The organism is Streptomyces toxytricini (assembly GCF_014649915.1).
GTDB classification, from domain to species: Bacteria; Actinomycetota; Actinomycetes; order Streptomycetales; family Streptomycetaceae; genus Streptomyces; species Streptomyces toxytricini.
The window spans coordinates 121,635-140,652 of record NZ_BMTY01000020.1 but is presented as its reverse complement, the minus strand read 5'-3'; the positions used below and the strand labels follow the sequence as shown (position 1 = coordinate 140,652).

At 72.5% G+C, this 19,018-nt stretch carries 20 protein-coding genes; 2 read left to right on the top strand and 18 right to left on the bottom strand.

Translation table 11 applies throughout. From position 1 onward, the window contains the following. Nucleotides 1-2: 2 nt before the first annotated feature. Both IE170_RS24395 and pyrR read right to left on the bottom strand, forming a co-directional pair. The gene (locus IE170_RS24395) at nucleotides 3-986 is read right to left on the bottom strand and encodes an aspartate carbamoyltransferase catalytic subunit (protein WP_189811592.1); all 984 of its coding nucleotides are present in this window, start codon (nucleotides 984-986) and stop codon (nucleotides 3-5) included. Between the two features lie 107 nt (nucleotides 987-1,093). Then, on the bottom strand, nucleotides 1,094-1,687 hold the full coding sequence (pyrR, locus tag IE170_RS24390) for a bifunctional pyr operon transcriptional regulator/uracil phosphoribosyltransferase PyrR (protein ID WP_223856901.1): 594 nt from the start codon (nucleotides 1,685-1,687) through the stop codon (nucleotides 1,094-1,096). A 246-nt stretch (nucleotides 1,688-1,933) separates the two neighbouring features. Here pyrR and bldD point away from each other — a divergent pair, with 246 nt between their 5' ends. Next, nucleotides 1,934-2,434 carry a transcriptional regulator BldD gene (gene bldD, locus IE170_RS24385; protein WP_030841550.1) on the top strand — a complete coding sequence of 167 codons (501 nt, stop codon included), beginning with the start codon at nucleotides 1,934-1,936 and terminating at the stop codon, nucleotides 2,432-2,434. 173 nt (nucleotides 2,435-2,607) lie between these two features. Here bldD and nusB read toward each other — a convergent pair whose 3' ends face one another. The 15 genes from nusB to rpsD form a co-directional block, all read right to left on the bottom strand. Continuing rightward, nucleotides 2,608-3,039, bottom strand: coding sequence for a transcription antitermination factor NusB (gene nusB / locus IE170_RS24380; RefSeq protein ID WP_189811591.1), 432 nt, complete (start codon nucleotides 3,037-3,039; stop codon nucleotides 2,608-2,610). Nucleotides 3,040-3,041: 2 nt separating this feature from the next. Next, the gene (gene efp / locus IE170_RS24375; protein ID WP_125540608.1) at nucleotides 3,042-3,608 is read right to left on the bottom strand and encodes an elongation factor P; all 567 of its coding nucleotides are present in this window, start codon (nucleotides 3,606-3,608) and stop codon (nucleotides 3,042-3,044) included. A 59-nt stretch (nucleotides 3,609-3,667) separates the two neighbouring features. Next, nucleotides 3,668-4,777: an aminopeptidase P family protein gene (locus IE170_RS24370; protein ID WP_189811590.1), complete on the bottom strand. Its 1,110-nt coding sequence runs from the start codon at nucleotides 4,775-4,777 to the stop codon at nucleotides 3,668-3,670. Nucleotides 4,778-4,856: 79 nt separating this feature from the next. Further along, complete coding sequence (locus tag IE170_RS24365) at nucleotides 4,857-5,672, bottom strand: AAA family ATPase (protein WP_189811589.1); 816 nt, start codon at nucleotides 5,670-5,672, stop codon at nucleotides 4,857-4,859. Between the two features lie 84 nt (nucleotides 5,673-5,756). After that, nucleotides 5,757-6,197 (bottom strand): type II 3-dehydroquinate dehydratase, encoded by a 441-nt coding sequence (gene aroQ / locus IE170_RS24360; protein WP_189811588.1) that lies wholly within the window; start codon nucleotides 6,195-6,197, stop codon nucleotides 5,757-5,759. Further along, on the bottom strand, nucleotides 6,194-7,285 hold the full coding sequence (gene aroB / locus IE170_RS24355) for a 3-dehydroquinate synthase (RefSeq protein ID WP_189811587.1): 1,092 nt from the start codon (nucleotides 7,283-7,285) through the stop codon (nucleotides 6,194-6,196). The genes aroQ and aroB overlap by 4 nt, the downstream gene beginning before the upstream one ends. Continuing rightward, nucleotides 7,282-7,800: a shikimate kinase gene (locus tag IE170_RS24350; protein WP_308428427.1), complete on the bottom strand. Its 519-nt coding sequence runs from the start codon at nucleotides 7,798-7,800 to the stop codon at nucleotides 7,282-7,284. Before IE170_RS24350 ends, aroB begins: the two co-directional genes overlap by 4 nt. Then, nucleotides 7,797-8,981: a chorismate synthase gene (gene aroC, locus IE170_RS24345; RefSeq protein WP_189811586.1), complete on the bottom strand. Its 1,185-nt coding sequence runs from the start codon at nucleotides 8,979-8,981 to the stop codon at nucleotides 7,797-7,799. The genes IE170_RS24350 and aroC overlap by 4 nt, the downstream gene beginning before the upstream one ends. 222 nt (nucleotides 8,982-9,203) lie before the next feature. Next, nucleotides 9,204-10,031 carry a shikimate dehydrogenase gene (locus IE170_RS24340; protein WP_189811585.1) on the bottom strand — a complete coding sequence of 276 codons (828 nt, stop codon included), beginning with the start codon at nucleotides 10,029-10,031 and terminating at the stop codon, nucleotides 9,204-9,206. Between the two features lie 11 nt (nucleotides 10,032-10,042). Then, entirely contained in the window at nucleotides 10,043-11,806 is a 1,764-nt protein-coding gene (gene mltG, locus IE170_RS24335; protein WP_189811584.1) for an endolytic transglycosylase MltG, read from the bottom strand. A 126-nt stretch (nucleotides 11,807-11,932) separates the two neighbouring features. Beyond that, nucleotides 11,933-12,403, bottom strand: a complete 471-nt coding sequence (ruvX, locus tag IE170_RS24330) for a Holliday junction resolvase RuvX (RefSeq protein ID WP_189811583.1) — start codon at nucleotides 12,401-12,403, stop codon at nucleotides 11,933-11,935. 2 nt (nucleotides 12,404-12,405) lie between these two features. Next, a complete protein-coding gene (gene alaS / locus IE170_RS24325; protein ID WP_189811582.1) occupies nucleotides 12,406-15,075 on the bottom strand; it encodes an alanine--tRNA ligase in 2,670 nt (889 codons plus the stop codon). After that, on the bottom strand, nucleotides 15,075-15,434 hold the full coding sequence (locus IE170_RS24320) for a DUF6167 family protein (RefSeq protein WP_189811581.1): 360 nt from the start codon (nucleotides 15,432-15,434) through the stop codon (nucleotides 15,075-15,077). Before IE170_RS24320 ends, alaS begins: the two co-directional genes overlap by 1 nt. 8 nt (nucleotides 15,435-15,442) lie before the next feature. Then, the gene (locus IE170_RS24315) at nucleotides 15,443-15,874 is read right to left on the bottom strand and encodes a DUF948 domain-containing protein (protein WP_189811580.1); all 432 of its coding nucleotides are present in this window, start codon (nucleotides 15,872-15,874) and stop codon (nucleotides 15,443-15,445) included. A gap of 199 nt (nucleotides 15,875-16,073) precedes the next feature. After that, entirely contained in the window at nucleotides 16,074-16,685 is a 612-nt protein-coding gene (rpsD, locus tag IE170_RS24310) for a 30S ribosomal protein S4 (RefSeq protein ID WP_114056761.1), read from the bottom strand. A gap of 55 nt (nucleotides 16,686-16,740) precedes the next feature. Between rpsD and IE170_RS24305 the strand changes: the two genes are divergently transcribed. Next, entirely contained in the window at nucleotides 16,741-17,625 is an 885-nt protein-coding gene (locus tag IE170_RS24305) for a DUF2470 domain-containing protein (protein WP_223856900.1), read from the top strand. Nucleotides 17,626-17,656: 31 nt separating this feature from the next. Here IE170_RS24305 and IE170_RS24300 read toward each other — a convergent pair whose 3' ends face one another. After that, complete coding sequence (locus tag IE170_RS24300) at nucleotides 17,657-19,015, bottom strand: replication-associated recombination protein A (RefSeq protein WP_189811578.1); 1,359 nt, start codon at nucleotides 19,013-19,015, stop codon at nucleotides 17,657-17,659. Nucleotides 19,016-19,018 lie beyond the last annotated feature (3 nt).

Genomic DNA, 19,018 nt, shown 5'->3' with positions numbered 1-19,018 from the left:
GGTTACTTGGTCTCCTCGGTGCGGGACGGGGCGGTGACGGCGGGCTCGGAGCCGCCGAGCAGGAGGTAGAGGACGGCCATGCGGACGGAGACGCCGTTGGCGACCTGCTCGACGACGGTGCAGCGGTCGGAGTCGGCGACCTCGGCGGTGATCTCCATGCCGCGGACCATGGGGCCGGGGTGCATCACGATGGCGTGCTCGGGCATCCTCGCCATCCGGGCGGCGTCGAGCCCGTACCGGCGGGAGTATTCGCGCTCGGTGGGGAAGAACGCGGCGTTCATCCGTTCGCGCTGCACACGCAGCATCATGACCGCGTCGGACTTCGGCAGCACCTCGTCGAGGCTGTAGGAGACCTCGCAGGGCCAGGTCTCGACGCCGACGGGGACGAGGGTGGGCGGGGCCACGAGGGTGACCTCGGCGCCGAGCGTGTGCAGCAGGTCGACGTTGGAGCGGGCGACGCGGCTGTGGAGGACGTCGCCGACGATGGTGATGCGGCGGCCTGCGAGGTCCTTGCCGAGGCCGGCGTCGCGACCGACGAGTCGGCGGCGCATGGTGAAGGCGTCCAGCAGGGCCTGGGTGGGGTGCTGGTGGGTGCCGTCGCCGGCGTTGATGACGGGGGCGTCGATCCAGCCGGAGTTCGCCAGGCGGTAGGGGGCGCCTGAGGCGCCGTGCCGGATGACGACGGCGTCGACGCCCATCGCCTCCAGCGTCTGCGCGGTGTCCTTGAGGGATTCGCCCTTGGAAACGGAGGAGCCCTTGGCCGCGAAGTTGATGACGTCCGCGGAGAGGCGCTTCTCGGCGGCCTCGAAGGAGATCCGGGTGCGGGTGGAGTCCTCGAAGAAGAGGTTGCAGATCGTACGGCCGCGCAGGGTGGGCAGCTTCTTGATCGGCCGGTCGGCGACGCGCGCCATCTCCTCGGCGGTGTCGAGGATCAGGACGGCGTCGTCGCGCGTGAGGTCGGCGGCCGAGATGAGGTGGCGCTTCATCTGGGTGCTCCGTGGGTCGAAGGAGGGCAGAGCGGCGGGCCGGCGTGCCGGAGGGGTGCGGGGCAGGCCGGAGCGCGGGCCCGTGCGGGGCCCGTCAGGGGGTCGGGCTACTGCCCGGCTTCGGCGTCGGTCCGCTGGCCGAGCAGCACGGCGTCACGGCCGTCCTCCTCCTGGAGCTGGACCTTGACGACCTCCCGGAGGGAGGTCGGGAGGTTCTTGCCGACGTAGTCGGCGCGGATCGGCAGTTCGCGGTGGCCGCGGTCGACGAGGACGGCGAGCTGGACCGCGCGGGGGCGGCCGAGGTCGCCGAGGGCGTCGAGGGCGGCGCGGATGGTGCGGCCGGAGAAGAGGACGTCGTCGACGAGGACGACGAGGCGGCCGTCGATGTCGTCGCCGGGGATCTCGGTGCGGCCGATGGCGCGGGCCGGCTTCATCCGCAGGTCGTCGCGGTACATGGTGATGTCGAGGGAGCCGACCGGGATCTTCGCGCCGGTGATCTCTTCGAGCTTGGCGGCCAGCCGGCGGGCGAGGAACACGCCGCGGGTGGGGATGCCGAGGAGCACCACGTCGTCGGCGCCCTTGGCGCGTTCGACGATCTCGTGGGCGATGCGGGTGAGTACCCGCGCGATGTCCTGTGCTTCGAGGACGGGGCGCATGGGCCCGGTCTCGACGGCACCGGCGTTCAAAGCCTGAGTGTCCATGGGAAAAGGACCTCCTTCTCCGCCTCACGGGACGGACCTTAAAGGACGTCTGCAACGCTCCCCACCGTACCAGCGGTCCGGGCGGGGGCCGAACCGGGGGCGGGCGCGGCCCCTCGTCCGTGGGCCGGGGTCGGCATTCGGCTTGACGCACCCAAGTCACGCTGCGTAACCTCACAGTGAGTTACCAGCCGCGCGGCGAGCCGCTCGGAGTCAAGTAGCCACAGCGTCACAGCGTCCGGGAGCGTTATGTCCAGCGAATACGCCAAACAGCTCGGGGCCAAGCTCCGCGCCATCCGCACCCAGCAGGGCCTCTCCCTCCACGGTGTCGAGGAGAAGTCCCAGGGCCGGTGGAAGGCCGTGGTGGTCGGTTCGTACGAGCGCGGGGACCGCGCCGTGACCGTCCAGCGCCTCGCCGAGCTGGCGGACTTCTACGGCGTGCCGGTGCAGGAGCTGCTGCCGGGCACGACGCCCGGCGGGGCGGCCGAGCCGCCGCCGAAGCTGCGCCTGGACCTGGAGCGCCTGGCGGGCGTCCCCGCGGAGAAGGCCGGACCGCTCCAGCGCTACGCGGCGACGATCCAGAGCCAGCGCGGCGACTACAACGGCAAGGTGCTGTCGATCCGCCAGGACGACCTGCGCACCCTGGCCGTCATCTACGACCAGTCGCCCTCGGTCCTGACCGAGCAGCTGATCAGCTGGGGCGTGCTCGACGCGGACGCGCGCCGCGCCGTGGCGCACGAGGACGCGTAGTCCCCCGGTCCCCCGGGGCCAGCAGAAACGTTACCGGTGCGGGCCGGGAGCCGGATTCGGCTCCCGGCCCGCACCGGTTTTCGCGTAGGCCGCCAGGGGGCCGGAGAGCCGGAAGGGGCCCGCGGCGCGTACGCGCTGCGGGCCCCTTCCGGCGTGCCGGCGGCTGCCGGGGGCTACTCGCCCCGGCGCAGGCTCGGCTTCAGGTCCTTGAAGCGGGCGAGGAGCCCGTTGACGAAGGACGGCGAGTCGTCCGTGGAGAACTCCTTGGCCAGCTGCACGGCCTCGTCGATGGCCACGGCGTCCGGGGTGTCGTCCACCCAGATCAGCTCGTACGCCCCGAGCCGCACGATGTTCCGGTCGACGACCGGCATGCGGTCGAGCTCCCAGTCCACGGCGTAGGTGACGATCAGGTCGTCGATGCGCTTCACCTTGTCGGCGTAGCCCTCGACGAGGTCCATCGTGAAGGCGTTGACCGGAGGCTGCCGGTCGTCCGACCGCGCGTGGCGGACCCAGTCCGCGAGGACCTCCCGCACGGGCACCCCGCGCTGGTCGGCCTCGAACAGGATCTGGAAGGCGCGCTTGCGCGCGTTGCTGCGGGCAGCCACGGTTAGCCGTTCACCCGGCCGAGGTAGTCGCTGGTGCGGGTGTCGACCTTGACCTTCTCGCCCGTGGTGACGAACAGCGGGACCTGGATCTCGTGGCCGGTCTCCAGGCGGGCGGGCTTGGTGCCGCCGGTGGAGCGGTCGCCCTGGACGCCCGGGTCGGTGTGCTCGATGACCAGCTCGACGGCGGCCGGCAGCTCGACGTAGAGCACCTCGCCCTCGTGCTGGGCGACGGAGGCGGTGAAGCCCTCGATGAGGAAGTTGGCGGCGTCGCCGACGGCCTTGCGGTCGACGTGCAGCTGGTCGTAGGTCTGCATGTCCATGAAGACGAAGTAGTCGCCGTCCATGTACGAGAACTGCATGTCGCGGCGGTCGATGGTGGCCGTCTCGACCTTCACGCCCGCGTTGAAGGTCTTGTCGACGACCTTGCCGGACAGCACGTTCTTGAGCTTGGTGCGCACGAAGGCCGGGCCCTTGCCGGGCTTGACGTGCTGGAACTCGACGACGGACCAGAGCTGGTCACCGTCGAGCTTGAGCACCATGCCGTTCTTGAGGTCGTTCGTGGAAGCCACGGTTGCGGAATCTCCTGCACTGGAAGACCACGGGTGCGCACACGGCCCGCCGGACGGGCCTACAGTGCGAGCAGCTCCTTGGTCGTAATGGTGAGTAGCTCGGGACCGCCGTCCGCCTCGGGGCGTACGACGAGCGTGTCATCGATCCGGACTCCGCCCCGGCCCGGGAGGTGGACCCCCGGTTCGACGGTGACCGGCACGCAAGCGTCCAGTTTACCCATTGCCGTAGGTGCAAGCTGCGGGTCCTCGTCGATTTCGAGGCCGACCCCGTGCCCGGTCGACGGAGCGACGGCTTCCGAGTGGCCCGCCGAGTCCAGTACGGAGCGTGCCGCGCGGTCCACGTCCCGGTACGCGGCCCCCGGCAGGAGCGCCTCGCGGCCGGCCCGCTGGGCGGCGAAGACGAGGTCGTACAGCTGGATCTGCCAGTCGGCGGGGCTGGTGCCGATGACGAAGGTCCGGCCGATCTCGCACCGGTAGCCGCGGTAGTTGGCGCCCAGGCAGACGGTCAGGAAGTCGCCCTCCTCCACCCGCCGGTCCGAGGGCCGGTGCCGGCCGCGGCCCGAGTGCGGCCCGGTGCCGACGGAGGTCGGGAAGGCCGGGCCGTCGGCCCCGTGGTCGACGAGGCGGCGCTCCAGCTCGAGGGCGAGGTGGCGCTCGGTGCGCCCGACGAGGATCGACTCCAGCAGTTCGCCGAGGGCCTGGTCGGCGATCTCGGCGGCGATCCGCAGGCAGGCGATCTCCTCCTCGTCCTTGACCAGGCGCTGCTGTTCGACTGCGGTCCCGAGGTCGGTGAGCCGCAGCCGCGGCGCGACGGAGCGCAGGGCCCGGTGGCGGGCGACGGTGAGGTGGTGCTCCTCGACGGCGAGGCAGTCGGCGCGGGCCGAGCCGGCCAGGTCGGCGGCGGCGACGGCCGCGTCCGCGCCGGGCCCCGCCAGGACGGAGAGCCGCAGCCGCTCGTCGAGGCGGCCCTCGTCGAGCTCGCCGCTGGGCGGGCCGACCGTGAAGAGGCTGTCCTCGCCGCCGGGTCCCAGGAGCAGGACGGCTCCGCGCGGGGCTCCCCCGGCGAGGTAGCGGACGTTCGCCGGACGCGTGATCAGTGCGGCGTCGTTCCCGGCGGCGGCACAGCGGTCGCGAAGCAGGCCCCGGCGGGCCGCGTACACGTCTGACATGTCTTCGAGCCTACGAGCGCCCGGCGCATCCGGCCCGGCGAGCGCCCCCGTCCGGTGCGGGGCCGTGTCCGGAGGGAGCTCAGGGGGAGGCGGTGGAGAGGGAGCGGGCCAGGGCCTCGTCCAGGGCGCGGGCGGTGGCTTCGACGTCGAGGTCGGAGTTGTCGATGATCGGCAGCCCGGACCCGTACCACCCGGCCATCCGGCCGTGGATGCGGGCGACCTCCTCGTCGGAGAGCCTGCGGTTGCCTGAGCGCTGCGCGTTGCGCTCCAGGACGATTTCCAGGCCCGGCAGCAGCACCACGGGCAGCAGGTGGGGGCCGACGTGGCGCTTCCAGCCGCCGAGTCCGACGACGGGCCGGTCGGGGAAGACGGCGTCGTCGAGGATGCAGGAGATCCCGTTGGCCAGGAAGTTGCGGGCGGCGAAGCCGCAGGTGCGGCGGGCGAGGCGGTACTGGGCCTCGGAGTGGTCGTTCCATCCGGCCTGGGGGTCGGCGAAGCCTGAGCAGACCCATTCGCGGACGTCGTCGAGGCTGATGTGCGCGGTGGGCACGGGGCGGCTGCCCGCCCAGTGCCGGGCCACGGTGGTCTTGCCGGCTCCGGCCGGGCCGATGAGGAGCACGGCGATGGTGGCCGTGCCGGTGCCCGTGCCGTTGCCGGTCCCGCTGCCGGCGGCCGGCGCGGCGGCGGCGGGCGGCAGCGGGATGTGCCCGGTGGCCTCGGGCCCGGCGGGCGGGCCCGAGGGCGGGCCGGGCTGCGGGCCCGGCGGGGGCATGTGCGGGGGCTGCGGGGAGCCCGGCCAGCCCTGGGCGGGCGGTATCGGCGGCTGCGGCGGCAGCGCCGGCCGGTGTCCCTGCGGACCCCAGCCGCCGCTGCCGCCCCCGACTCCCTGGTGCATTCCGCTGCCACTCCGTCTCGTTCCACCGACTGATGCGAGAACGTTATATGACTGCGGGCGCGGCGCCGCCCACCGGCGCCCTCCTCAGCGGGCGACTTCCTCCGCGAGGGCGCGCAGGGCGAGCCGGTAGGAGCCGATGCCGAAGCCCGCCACGGTACCGCTGGCGACCGCCGCGATGACCGAGGTGTGCCGGAACTCCTCGCGGGCGTACGGGTTCGAGATGTGCACCTCGATGAGCGGGGCGGTGCGCTGCGCGGCCGCGTCCCGCATGCCGTACGAGTAGTGCGTGAACGCGCCGGGGTTGATGACCACGGGGATCTTCCCGTCGGCGGCCTCGTGGAGCCAGCGGATCAGCTCGCCCTCGTCGTTGGTCTCGCGGACCTCGACGTCGAAGCCGAGTTCCCCGCCGAGCTCCCGGCAGGTCTCGACGAGCCCGGCGTACGAGGTGGCCCCGTACACGTCGGGCTCGCGGGAGCCGAGGCGGCCGAGGTTGGGGCCGTTGAGCACCAGCACCCGGCGGCTCATGCCGAGACCTCGCCGTAGGCGGCGATCAGGTGGGCCGGGTCGGGGCCCTCCAGGACGGTCGGCTTGGCCAGCCCGTCCAGGACGATGAACCGCAGCAGGCTGCCACGGGACTTCTTGTCGACCTGCATGGTCTGGAGCAGCTTGGGCCACTGGTCGCCGCGGTAGGTGAGCGGCAGGCCGACGGAGGCGAGGATCTCCTTGTGCCGGTCGGCGGTGGCGTCGTCGAGGCGGCCCGCGAGCCGGCCGAGCTCGGCGGCGAAGACCATGCCGACGGAGACGGCGGCGCCGTGGCGCCACTTGTAGCGCTCGTTCTTCTCGATCGCGTGGGCCAGGGTGTGGCCGTAGTTGAGGATCTCCCTCAGGCCCGACTCCTTCAGGTCGCTGGAGACGACGTCCGCCTTGACCCGGATGGAGCGGACGATGAGCTCGGCGGTGTGCGGTCCGTCCGGGGTGCGGGCGGCGGCCGGGTCGGCCTCGATCAGGTCGAGGATGGCGGGGTCGGCGATGAAGCCGGCCTTGATGACCTCGGCGAGGCCGCTGACGTAGTCGTGGACCGGCAGCGAGTCGAGGGCGGCCAGGTCGCACAGGACGCCGGCGGGCGGGTGGAAGGCGCCGACGAGGTTCTTGCCCTCGGCCGTGTTGATGCCGGTCTTGCCGCCGACGGCCGCGTCGACCATCGCGAGGACGGTGGTCGGGACGGCGATCCAGCGCACCCCGCGTAGCCAGGTGGCCGCGACGAAGCCCGCCAGGTCGGTGGTGGCGCCGCCGCCGACGCCGACGATGGCGTCGGTGCGGGTGAACCCGGACTGGCCGAGCGCCTTCCAGCAGTAGGCGGCGACCTCGGCGGTCTTGGCCTCCTCGGCGTTCGGCACCTGGATGGCGATGGCCTCGTAGCCCTGCTCGGCCAGGTCGTCGCGCAGCGCCTCGCCGGTGGAGGCGAGGGCCTCGGGGTGGATCACGGCGACCCGCTGGGCCTTCGTGCCGATCAGAGCGCCGAACTCGCCGAGCAGCTGCCGGCCGACCAGCACGTCGTACGGCTCGTGGCCGGCGCTGCCGCCGACGTGGATCCGCGTCACCTGGTCTGTCATACGTCCTTCAACTCCAGTGCGTCGAGGACCGCCTGGGCGACCTCTTCGGGGGTGCGCGCGTCGGTGGCGACCTCGATGCGCGCGACTTCGGTGTACAGGGGGCGGCGCGCCTCCATCAGCTCGCGCCACTGCCGGCGCGGGTTGACGGCGAGCAGCGGCCGGGCGGCGCCGAGGCCGACGCGCCGGACGGCCTCCTCGACGTCCATCGACAGGTAGGCGACGGGCAGGCCGGCCAGCAGGGCGCGCGTGCCCGCGTCGAGGACGGCGCCGCCGCCGAGGGCGAGCACTCCGGTGTGCTCGGCTACGGCGGCGGCGACCGCCCGCCGTTCCAGCTCGCGGAAGTGCGGCTCGCCCTCGTCGACGAAGATGTCGGCGATCGCCCGGCCCTCGGCGGCGACGATGTCGGCGTCGGTGTCCCGGTAGGGGACGCCGAGCCGGCCGGCGAGGAGCTGGCCGACGGTGGACTTGCCGGAGCCCATGGGGCCGACGAGGACGACCAGGGGTCCGCCGGTCACCGGATGTGCAGGTTGTCGAGGTACGACTGCACGTTGCGGCGGGTCTCGGCGACCGAGTCGCCGCCGAACTTCTCCACGACGGCGTCGGCCAGGACCAGGGCGACCATGGCCTCGGCCACGATGCCGGCCGCGGGGACGGCGCACACGTCGGAGCGCTGGTGGTGCGCGGCGGCCGCCTCGCCGGTGGCGACGTCGACGGTCGCGAGGGCCCGCGGGACGGTCGCGATCGGCTTCATCGCGGCGCGGACGCGGAGCAGCTCGCCGGTGGTCAGGCCGCCCTCGGTGCCGCCGGAGCGGCCGGAGGTGCGCTTGATGCCCTCGGGGGTGGCGACGATCTCGTCGTGCGCCTTGGAGCCGGGGACGCGGGCCAGGTCGAAGCCGTCACCGACCTCGACGCCCTTGATGGCCTGGATGCCCATCAGCGCGGCCGCGAGGCGGGCGTCCAGGCGGCGGTCCCAGTGGACGTGCGAGCCGAGGCCGACGGGGACGCCGTAGGCGAGGACCTCGACGACGCCGCCGAGGGTGTCGCCGTCCTTGTGGGCCTGGTCGATCTCGGCGACCATCGCCTTCGAGGCGTCCGCGTCGAGGCAGCGCACGGGGTCGGCGTCCAGCTTCTCGGTGTCGGCCGGGGTGGGGTAGACGCCGTACGGGGCCTTGGCGGCAGCGAGTTCGACGACGTGGCTGACGATCTCGATGCCGGCGGCCTCCTTCAGGAAGGAGCGGGCGACGGCGCCGAGGGCGACGCGGGCGGCGGTCTCACGGGCGCTGGCGCGCTCCAGGATCGGCCGGGCCTCCTCGAAGCCGTACTTCTGCATGCCGGCCAGGTCGGCGTGGCCCGGGCGGGGCCGGGTGAGCGGCGCGTTGCGGCCGGTCTCCTTCAGCTCCGAGGGGTCGACGGGGTCGGCCGACATGACCTTCTCCCACTTGGGCCACTCGGTGTTGCCGACCATGACGGCGACCGGGGAGCCCAGCGACAGGCCGTGGCGCACGCCGCCGAGGAAGGTGACCTCGTCCTGCTCGAACTTCATCCGCGCGCCGCGCCCGTACCCGAGCCGGCGCCGCGCCAGGTGGTCGGCGACCAGCTCCGTGGTCACCGGGACGCCGGCGGGAAGCCCCTCCAGCGTCGCCACCAGCGCCGGACCGTGCGATTCCCCGGCGGTCAGCCAACGCAACCTGCTCAACGATGCTCCTCATGCTCGCGCCTGGTACAGCGGCGGCGCGGCCGGGTGCGCGGCCCGGACCCGCCTTTACCCGATCCTCCCACGTCCGGGCCGGTGCACCGCCCCCCGGTCCAGCTGGCGGGACGGGCGGTCCACCCGGCCCACCCTGGCCGCAGCGCCCGGCGGGAGCAACACCGGGCGGCACAGTGCATCAGGTAGGGCGGGTGCGGCGGCGCGGATGCCTCAGTGGCGGGCCCGCAGGGCCGCCTCGCCGGCGGCCCGCATCGCGGCGAGCGGGCCGGGGGTGCGGCCGGTCATCTGCTCCACCTGGAGGACGGCCTGGTGGACGAGGAGGTCCAGGCCGCCCAGCAGGCGGCCGCCGCGGGCCGACCAGGCGGCGGCGAGGGCGGTCGGCCAGGGGTCGTACAGGACGTCGAAGAGGGTGCCGGGCGCGTCGGGGACGTCGGCGGCGAGCGGGTCGGCGGCGCCGGCGGGGGTGGTGGCGATGACCAGGGGGGCGGTGAGGGCGCGGGAGGCGTCCGCCCAGTCGGCGGTGCGGACGTCGACGCCGAGCCGCTCGCCCCAGCGGAGCATTTCGTCGGCGCGGGCGCGGGAGCGGACGTACGCGGTGACCTCGCCGGTGCATATCCGCCCGAGGGCGGCCAGCGCGGAGGAGGCGGTGGCTCCGGCGCCGAGGATCGCGGCGCTGTCGACCTTGTCGACGCCGCGCTCGTGGAGGGCGGCGATGATTCCGGGGATGTCGGTGTTGTCGCCGAGGCGGCGGCCGTCCGCGGTGAGGACGACGGTGTTGACGGCCTCGACGGAGGCGGCGGTGTCGCTGATCTCGTCGAGCAGCGGGATGACCGCACGCTTGAGCGGCATGGTCAGGGACAGCCCGGCCCACTCGGGTCCGAGGCCGGCCATGAAGTCCGCGAGCGCGGCCTCGCCGAGGTCGAAGCGGTCGTACGACCAGTCGGCGAGGCCGAGCTCCCGGTAGGCGGCGCGGTGCAGCACCGGCGAGAGGGAGTGCTCGATGGGGGAACCCAGCACCGCGGCCCGTATGCGTGACATCTGCTACCTACCTACCCGCCCGACTTCTTCTTCTGACGTTCGTTGAACTCCGTCACCAGTTTGTCGTGTTCCGCGAACGTCTTGGTGAAGGTCGTGGTGTTGCCGTCGATGGACACGAAGAACATCCAGCCGCCCTTGTCCGGGTCGAGCGCGGCGTTGACGGCTTCGTCGCCCGGGTTGCTGATGGGGCCGGGCGGGAGTCCGGCGTAGCGGTAGGTGTTGTACGGGTCGTCGATCTTCCGCGTCTCCTCGCGGCTGACGTTGATGTTGCTGGTGCCCTTGATGTAGTTGATCGTCGAGTCGAACTCGATCTTCTGGTTCGTGGCGGTGTTCGACGGCTTCAGGCGGTTGTAGATGACCTCGGACATCTTGCGGAAGTCGTCGTGCTTGTTGCCCTCGACCTGCACCAGGCTCGCGACGATGACGAGCTCGTACGGGTTCGCCAGGCCCAGCTCCTTGGCCTTGCCCTCCAGGCCGAGCGCCGCGTACTTGTCGTTCGCGTTCTTGACCATCTGCTTGAGCAGGGACTCGGGCGTGGTCTCCTTCGACAGGTCGTAGCGCGTCGGGTAGAGGAAGCCCTCCAGCGGGTCGCGCACCTTCCTGGTGCTCACGGCCCACGCGGGCAGGCCGAGGTTCTTCGCCTGCTGCTGCGCGACCTGGGCGGTGGTGCCCTCGGGCTTGCCGAGCTTCTTGTCGATCATCTTGTAGACCTCGACCGCGCGCTTGCCCTCGGGGATGGTGAGGACGTTGAGCTTGGAGGGGTCGATGAGGACCGCGATGGCGGACGCGCTCGACATCTTCTTCTGCAGCGTGTACGTGCCCGGCTGGATGCCGGTGCTCCGCTTGTCGGCGGTGGCGGCGTCGACGAAGGCCTGCGTGCTGGCGACGACTCCGGCCTCCTTGAGGATCGACCCCATCTGGGCGACGGTCGCGCCGTTCGGGATCTCGACCTCGACGCTCTCGCCGTTGCCGGAGCCGGCGTAGTCCTCGGCGCTGCCGAAGCGGGCCTTGAGGTAGGTGTAGCCGTAGTACCCGCCGCCGCCGACGACGCCGGCGATGACCAGGGCCGCGACGAGGCAGGCGGCGCCGCTCCGCTTCGGCTTCCCCTTGCCCTTCCCCTTGGAGCGGCCGGCGCGGCGTCCGCCGCCGGATCCGGCCTCGCGGCTGTCGTCGTCGCCGTCGCGGCCGCTGTCGGCCAGGGGCGAGTCCTCGTCCGGCTCGCCGTCCTCCGCTTCCGCATCGGGTTCCGGATCGCGGCGGCCGGGGGGCTTCGGGGGCGGGTAGGCCTCGGGGGTGCCGTAGAGGTCCGGGGCCTCCCCCGGGTAGCCGCCGACCGGCTGCTGGGCGTACGGGTCCGCGCCCGCGTAGGGGTCCGGCGCCGGGTACGGGTCGCCGGCCGGGTAGGCGTCGGTCCCGGGGTAGCCCTCGGCCGCCCCCGGGTACTGCCCGGTGTCCGGGTAGCCCTGGGCGGCCTGCGGGGCCCCGGTGTAGCCGCCGTGGGCCGTGTCCCAGGGCTGCCCGCCGCCGTCGTAGGCGGGCTGCTGCACCGGCATCTGCTGGTGGGACTGCTGCGGGTAGCCCTGCATCTGCCCCGGGTACTGCTCCTGCTGGAGGTACTGCTGGTGGTGCGGCTCCTGTGGGTACTGCTGCTGCGGGCCCCCGCCGAACGGCATCCGGCCCTGCTGGGCCTCGTGCCCGCTCCACCCGGAGTCCCCGTACAGGGGGTCCTCCGGGTGCCACGGTTCGGGGCCGGAGCCCCGGCCATATTCAGTCATGGATCCCCTAGAGCCGCGAGACGGAGTGCCCGGCAACGGCCGCCAGGCACCCGGTTCCGCCTCTGAAGTGGTGGGCGACGACTGTTCGAATGCCGCCGCATCTCGCGGAACGTTACCGTACCGCGATCAGACAACCACTTCGACGCACTCGCCGGGCGGATTACCCGATACCCGTTCGGTCTCAAGAGCGTTCTGGAGGATCACCACGGCGGCGGCCTGGTCGATCACCGACCGCCCCTTCTTGGCGTTCCGCCCGGAGGCCCGCAGCCCCTGGGCGGCGGTGACCGTGGTCATCCGCTCGTCCACGAGGCGGACGGGAACGGGCTTGACGCCCTTGGCCAGTTCGGCGGCGAAGGCGCGCACCTTGGCCGCGGCCGGCCCCTCCCGCCCGCTGAGCGAGCGGGGCAGGCCGACCACGACCTCCAGGGGTTCGTACTCCTCCACGAGCTGCCGCAGCCGCCGGTGGGCGAAGGGGATGTCCCGGCCGGGCACGGTTTCCACCGGTGTGGCCAGCACCCCGTCGGGGTCGCAGGTCGCGACCCCGATCCGGGCGTCCCCGACGTCGACGGCGAGACGGCGTCCGCGGCGCAGTGCCATCGTCAGACCGTCTCGACGACGAGGCGCTCGACCGCGGCGATGGCCTCCGGCACGGCGTCCGGGTTCTGGCCGCCGCCCTGGGCGACGTCGGGCTTGCCGCCACCGCCGCCGCCGAGGGTCTTGGCGGCCGTGCGGACCAGGTCGCCGGCCTTCAGGCCGCGCTCGCGGGCGGCCTCGTTGGTGGCGACCACGGTCAGCGGGCGGCCGCCCGCGACGGTGAACAGGGCGACGACGGCCGGGCGGTCGCCCTGGATGCGGCCGCGGACGTCGAGGACCAGCTTGCGCAGGTCGTCGGCGCCGGTGCCGTCCTGGACCTGCCCCACCACGAGCGCGACACCGCGGATGTCCTGGGCGTTCTCCGCGAGGCCGGCGGCGGCCTGGAGGACCTTCTCCGCGCGGAACTTCTCGATCTCCTTCTCGGCGTCCTTCAGCTTGCCGAGCATGGAGGCGATCTTCTCCGGCAGCTCCTCCGGGCGGCCCTTCACCAGCTCCTGGAGCTGGGCGACGACCGTGTGCTCCTTGGCGAGGAAGTTGTAGGCGTCCACACCCACGAGCGCCTCGACTCGGCGCACGCCGGAGCCGATGGAGGACTCGCCGAGCAGCTTCACCAGGCCCAGCTGGGCGGTGTTGCCGACGTGCGTGCCGCCGCACAGCTCCTTGGAGAAGTCGCCGATGGTCACGACGCGGACCCGCTCGCCGTACTTCTCGCCGAACTCGGCGATGGCGCCCTGCTTCTTCGCCTCGTCGATGCTCATGATCTCGGCGGTGACGTCCAGCTCGCGCGAGAGCACGTCGTTGATCTTCTGCTCGACGTCGGTGAGGACGGTGCCGGGGACGGCGTTCGGCGAGCCGAAGTCGAAGCGGAAGCGGCCCGGGCTGTTCTCCGAGCCGGCCTGCGCGGCCGTCGGGCCCAGGGCGTCGCGCAGCGCCTGGTGGGTCAGGTGGGTGGCCGAGTGGGCGCGGGCGATGGCCCGGCGGCGGCGGACGTCGATCGCGGCGTACGCGGAGGCGCCGACGGTCACCTCGCCGACCTGGACGGAGCCCTTGTGCACGGAGACGCCGGGCACCGGCTGCTGGACGTCGCGGACCTCGATGACCGCGCCCGAGTCGAGCTTGATGCGGCCCTGGTCGGCGAGCTGGCCGCCGCCCTCGGCGTAGAAGGGGGTGCGGTCCAGGACGACCTCGACCTCGTCGCCCTCGGAGGCCGCCGGGGAGGACACGCCGTTGACGAGGAGGCCCACGATGGTGGCCTCGCCCTGGTTGGTGGCGTAGCCGGTGAACTCCGTGCCGCCCGCCGAGTCGGCGATCTCGCGGTAGGCGGCGACGTCGGCGTGGCCCGTCTTCTTGGCCTTCGCGTCCGCCTTGGCCTTGTCCTTCTGCTCCTGCATCAGGCGGCGGAAGCCGGGCTCGTCGACGCTCAGGCCCTGCTCGGCGGCGATCTCCAGGGTCAGGTCGATCGGGAAGCCCCAGGTGTCGTGGAGCAGGAACGCCTTGTCGCCGGCCAGGACCGTGCCGCCGCCGGCCTTGGTCTCGGTGATGGCGCCTTCGAGGACGTTGGTGCCGGCGTTGAGGGTCTTCAGGAAGCGGGCCTCCTCGGCGAGCGCGACGGTCTCGATGCGCTGCCGGTCGGTGATCAGCTCCGGGTACTGCTGCCCCATCGTGTCGATGACGGTGTCCAGCAGCTCCTGGACGACCGGGCCCGTGGCGCCCATGAGGCGCATGTTGCGGATGGCGCGGCGCATGATGCGGCGCAGCACGTAGCCGCGGCCCTCGTTGCCGGGGGTGACGCCGTCGCCGATGAGCATGACGGAGGTGCGCATGTGGTCGGCGACCACGCGCATCGACACGTCGGTCTCCTGGGAGGCGCCGTAGCGGACCCCGGTCAGCTCGGTCGCCTTGTCCATGACGACGCGCAGGGTGTCGGTCTCGTACATGTTCCGGACACCCTGGAGGATCATCGCCAGGCGTTCGAGGCCGAGACCGGTGTCGATGTTCTTCGACGGCAGGTCGCCGAGGATCGGGAAGTCCTCCTTGCCGTCGCCGACACCCCGCTCGTACTGCATGAAGACGAGGTTCCAGATCTCCACGTACCGCTCGTCGTTGACGGCGGGGCCGCCCTCGACGCCGAACTCGGGGCCGCGGTCGTAGTTGATCTCGGAGCAGGGGCCGCAGGGGCCGGGGACGCCCATGGACCAGAAGTTGTCCTTCTTGCCCAGGCGCTGGATGCGCTCGGCGGGGACGCCGATCACGTCGCGCCAGATCTGCTCGGCCTCGTCGTCGTCCTGGTAGACGGTGATCCAGAGCTTCTCCGGCTCCAGCCCGTAGCCGCCGTCCGCCACCGGGGTGGTCAGCAGCTCCCAGGCCAGCTTGATGGCGCCTTCCTTGAAGTAGTCGCCGAAGGAGAAGTTGCCGCACATCTGGAAGAACGTGCCGTGGCGGGTCGTCTTGCCGACCTCTTCGATGTCCGGGGTGCGGACGCACTTCTGCACGCTGGTGGCCCGCGGGGCCGGCGGCTTGGTCTCACCGAGGAAGTACGGCTTGAACGGGACCATGCCCGCGTTGACCAGCAGCAGAGTCGGGTCGTCCGCGATGAGCGACGCCGAAGGGACAACGGCATGACCGCGCTCCTCGAAGAAGCTCAGCCAGCGGCGGCGGATTTCAGCCGACTCCATCAGTGGTCCTCATTCCGGTTGATGTGGGAGAAGTTCGGTCGGTGGGTGGTGCGTTGCGGGTTCTCGATGGCCTGCAGCCGCCGCGGCCCCGGGAGGGCGGTGACGTTGTCGGGCCGGGCTGCGCCTTCTTCGGACCGGCACAACCCCAGTGCGTCGTTCAGCTCGTCCTCGCGCTGCGACATTCCCGCTTTGACGTCGAGGGCGAAGTGCTTGAGCCGGTGGCCGGCCTCGACGGCCTTGTCGGCGGCCTGGGCGGCGAGGCTCTCCGGCGTCAGCTGCTTCAGCCGGCGGTTGACCTTGGTGGTGGCCCACACGCCGGCGGCTGCGCCTGCGGTGAACCAGAAGGCTCGGCGGAACATCGGCTCTCTCAGCCCTTCTGCTTACGGCGCCGCGCGGCCGGCACCGTGCGGCCAACGATCACGGTACGCCGTTCGGCGGTGCGCGGCGCCCCGTCCTGCGTCCTGCCCAGGGCCTTGCGGACCCCGTAGCCGAAGGCGGCGACCTTGACGAGCGGGCCTCCGAAGGTGGAGGCCACGGTCGAGGACAGGGCGGAGGCGTTGGACGTGACCTCCTGGACGTCGCTCGCGATGGCGTCGACCCGGTCGAGCTGGGTGCGCGCGGAGCGGACGGTGGTGGAGGCGTCGGCGAGCAGGGGGACTGCCTGCTCGGTCACGTCGGCCACCAGCTTGGTGGTCGCCTTGAGCACCTGCGCCAGCCTCGCCAGCGCCACGGCGAGGAAGGAGACGAGGATGGCCCAGAAGACGGCCACGAGGATCCCGGCCACCTCTCCACCGGACACGTTGCACCGCTCTCTGCATGTTGGTCGCTACGTCGAAAAGTCGTCCTCCGACCCTATCGCGCCGGAGATCCGCCGCCGTACCGGAATACCGGGTCGGCGGGGCCGCGCCCGGGCGGCAGGGGCCGGCAAGCAGGAAGCCCGCCGGCTCCCCCGAGGGGGAGCCGGCGGGCTGACCGGCTGTGAGCCTGCGTCCGCTGGATCAGCGGGCGTAGTACTCGACGACGAGCTGCTCGTCGCAGATGACCGGGATCTCCTTGCGGTTCGGGTCGCGGTCCAGGCGGAAGGCCAGGGCCTTCAGGTTGACCTGCAGGTAGCGCGGGGTCTCGCCCTCGCCTGCGTAGCCGCCCTCGCGGGCGATCTGGAACGGGACCTTCTCGCGGCTGCGCTCGCGCACGGTGATGACGTCGTCCGGGCGGACACGGAACGACGGCTTGTCGACCTTGGCGCCGTTGACCTCGATGTGGCCGTGGACGACCATCTGGCGGGCCTGGTAGATGGTGCGGGCGATGCCCGAACGCAGGACCAGGGCGTCGAGGCGACGCTCGAGCTCGACGACCAGCGCCTCGCCCGTCTTGCCCTCGGCCTTCTTGGCGCGGTCGTAGGCGCGGGCCATCTGGCGCTCGGAGATGTCGTACTGGGCGCGCAGACGCTGCTTCTCGAGCAGACGGACCTTGTAGTCCGAGTTCTGCTTGCGGCCACGGCCGTGCTCGCCCGGCGGGTAGGGGCGGGCCTCGAAGTACTTGACGGCCTTCGGCGTCAGGGCGATGCCGAGAGCACGCGACTTCTTGACCTTGGGTCGCTTCTGGTTCACGGGGAACCTACCTCCATGTAAGTTAGGTGAGGCTTACCTTATCGAGGAGGACGTAATGTCTCGACCGCATGGGATCCCCCTGCCCAGAGCGCATCGGAGTTCGGATTCCCATCAACCGGAATCCGCTTTCGACGACGATGAACAAGGTCAGCCGCGTCCCAGGGAAGGCGTTCGGCAGCTCACCGGAGCCGAACGCGTACGAACCCTCGTAGAGTCCAACGCCTCAGTATCCCTCACGCTGCCGGGTGCTCACGACCAGGGAGAGTGGTGGACAGGGGTGCCGGCCGCGCGGACCGTCACCCCGGACGGGGACGTGCTTCTCCTGGTACCAGGGGAATCCGCGGCTGCCAGGGCAGCCGCTCACGCCCAGGACGACGACCTCACCGCCGTGATCGAGATCACGGATGTGGCGCCGGTGTCCGTGCCCCATCGTATCCGAGGCCGCGCGTGGCTCGCGGGGTGGCTGACGCGGGTCCCGGCGGCCGAGCGCGCCGCCTGCGCCGCCCTCCTCGCCGAGCGCCGCCCCGTCGGCGGACTCCTCGGCCTGGACTCCCGCCCCGGATGGGTGCTGCTGCGCCTGGAGGTCGGCGAGATCTCCCTCGACGACCTGTGGGGCGCCGAGCACGTCGACCCCGACGACCTCGCCTCCGCCGAACCCGACCCCCTCCTGGACCACGAGACCGAGCTCCTCCAGCACCTCGCCGCCGCACACCGCGACCGGGTCGCCGACCTCGGCTCCCTGCTGGGCCCCCGCCGCGACGGCGCCCTCACCGCCGTCCCCCTGGCCCTGGACCGCCTCGGCCTGCGCGTCCGCTTCAGCCGACCCGGCGCCGCGGTGTCCTCCTCCTTCGACGCCCGCTTCGACTTCCCCGCCCCGGTGCGCGACGTGTGCGGCCTGCGCCGCGCGATGCACCACCTCTTCGCCGCGGCCGGCCGCTAGGAACCCCTCCGCCGGGTTCACCGGCGGCCGGTCAGGCGCCGCCCGCGCCGCGGAGCCGCTCGCGGACCTTCTCCACCACGTCCGCGTAGCGCGCCTCCGCGCCGTACCGCGTCGGCTCGTAGTACCGCTTGCCGTGCACCGCGTCCGGCGCGTACTGCTGCGCCGCGATCGCCCCCGGAACGTCGTGCGGGTACACGTACCCCACCGCGTGCCCGAGCTTCGCCGCGCCCTTGTAGTGCCCGTCCCGCAGGTGTGCGGGCACCGTCCCGGCCAGACCCGCCCGCACGTCCGCGAGGGCCGCGCCGATCGCCGTCGTCGCCGTGTTCGACTTCGGGGCGAGCGCCAGCGCGATCGTCGCGTGCGACAGGGTCAGCGCCGCCTCCGGGAAGCCGATCATCGCCACCGCCTGCGCGGCGGCCACCGCCAGCGGCAGCGCGTTCGGATCGGCCAGCCCGATGTCCTCGCTCGCCGAGATCATCAGGCGCCGCGCGATGAACCGCGGGTCCTCCCCCGCCTCGATCATCCGCGCCAGGTAGTGCAGGGCCGCGTCCACGTCGGAGCCGCGGATCGACTTGATCAGGGCGCTCGCCACGTCGTAGTGCTGGTCGCCGTCCCGGTCGTACTTCACGGCCGCCCGGTCGACGGTCTCCTCCACCGTCCCCAGCGTGATCTCGTCCTCGCCCTTGGCGAGGGCCGCCCCCGCGGCCGCCTCCAGCGCCGTCAGCGCCCGCCGGGCGTCCCCGCCCGCGATCCGCAGCAGGTGCGCCTCCGCGTCCTCCGGCAGCGACACCGCCCCGCCCAGCCCCCGCTCCTCGGCCAGCGCCCGGTGCAGCAGGCCGCTCAGGTCCCCGTCGGACAGCGGCTCCAGCGTCAGCAGAAGCGAGCGCGACAGCAGCGGGGAGATCACCGAGAAGTACGGGTTCTCGGTCGTCGCCGCGATCAGGGTCACCCAGCGGTTCTCGACGGCCGGGAGCAGGGAGTCCTGCTGCGCCTTGCTGAAGCGGTGGATCTCGTCGAGGAAGAGGACGGTCTCCTTGCCGTAGCCGCCGGCGGCGCGCCGGGCGCCCTCGATGACGGCCCGGACCTCCTTGACGCCGGCGGTGATCGCGGACAGCTCCACGAAGCGCTTCTGCGTCGCCTGGCTCACCACGTACGCCAGGGTCGTCTTGCCGGTGCCCGGCGGGCCCCACAGGATCACCGACGAGGAACCGGCCGGGCCGCCCGCGCCCTCGCCGACCAGCCGCCGCAGCGGCGAGCCCGGCTTCAGCAGGTGCTGCTGCCCGACGACCTCGTCCAGGGTGCGCGGGCGCATCCGGACGGCGAGCGGGGAGCTCGCCGGATCCTTCTCCGCGCGGTCTTCGGCTGCGGCGGTGAACAGGTCTGGTTCCACACG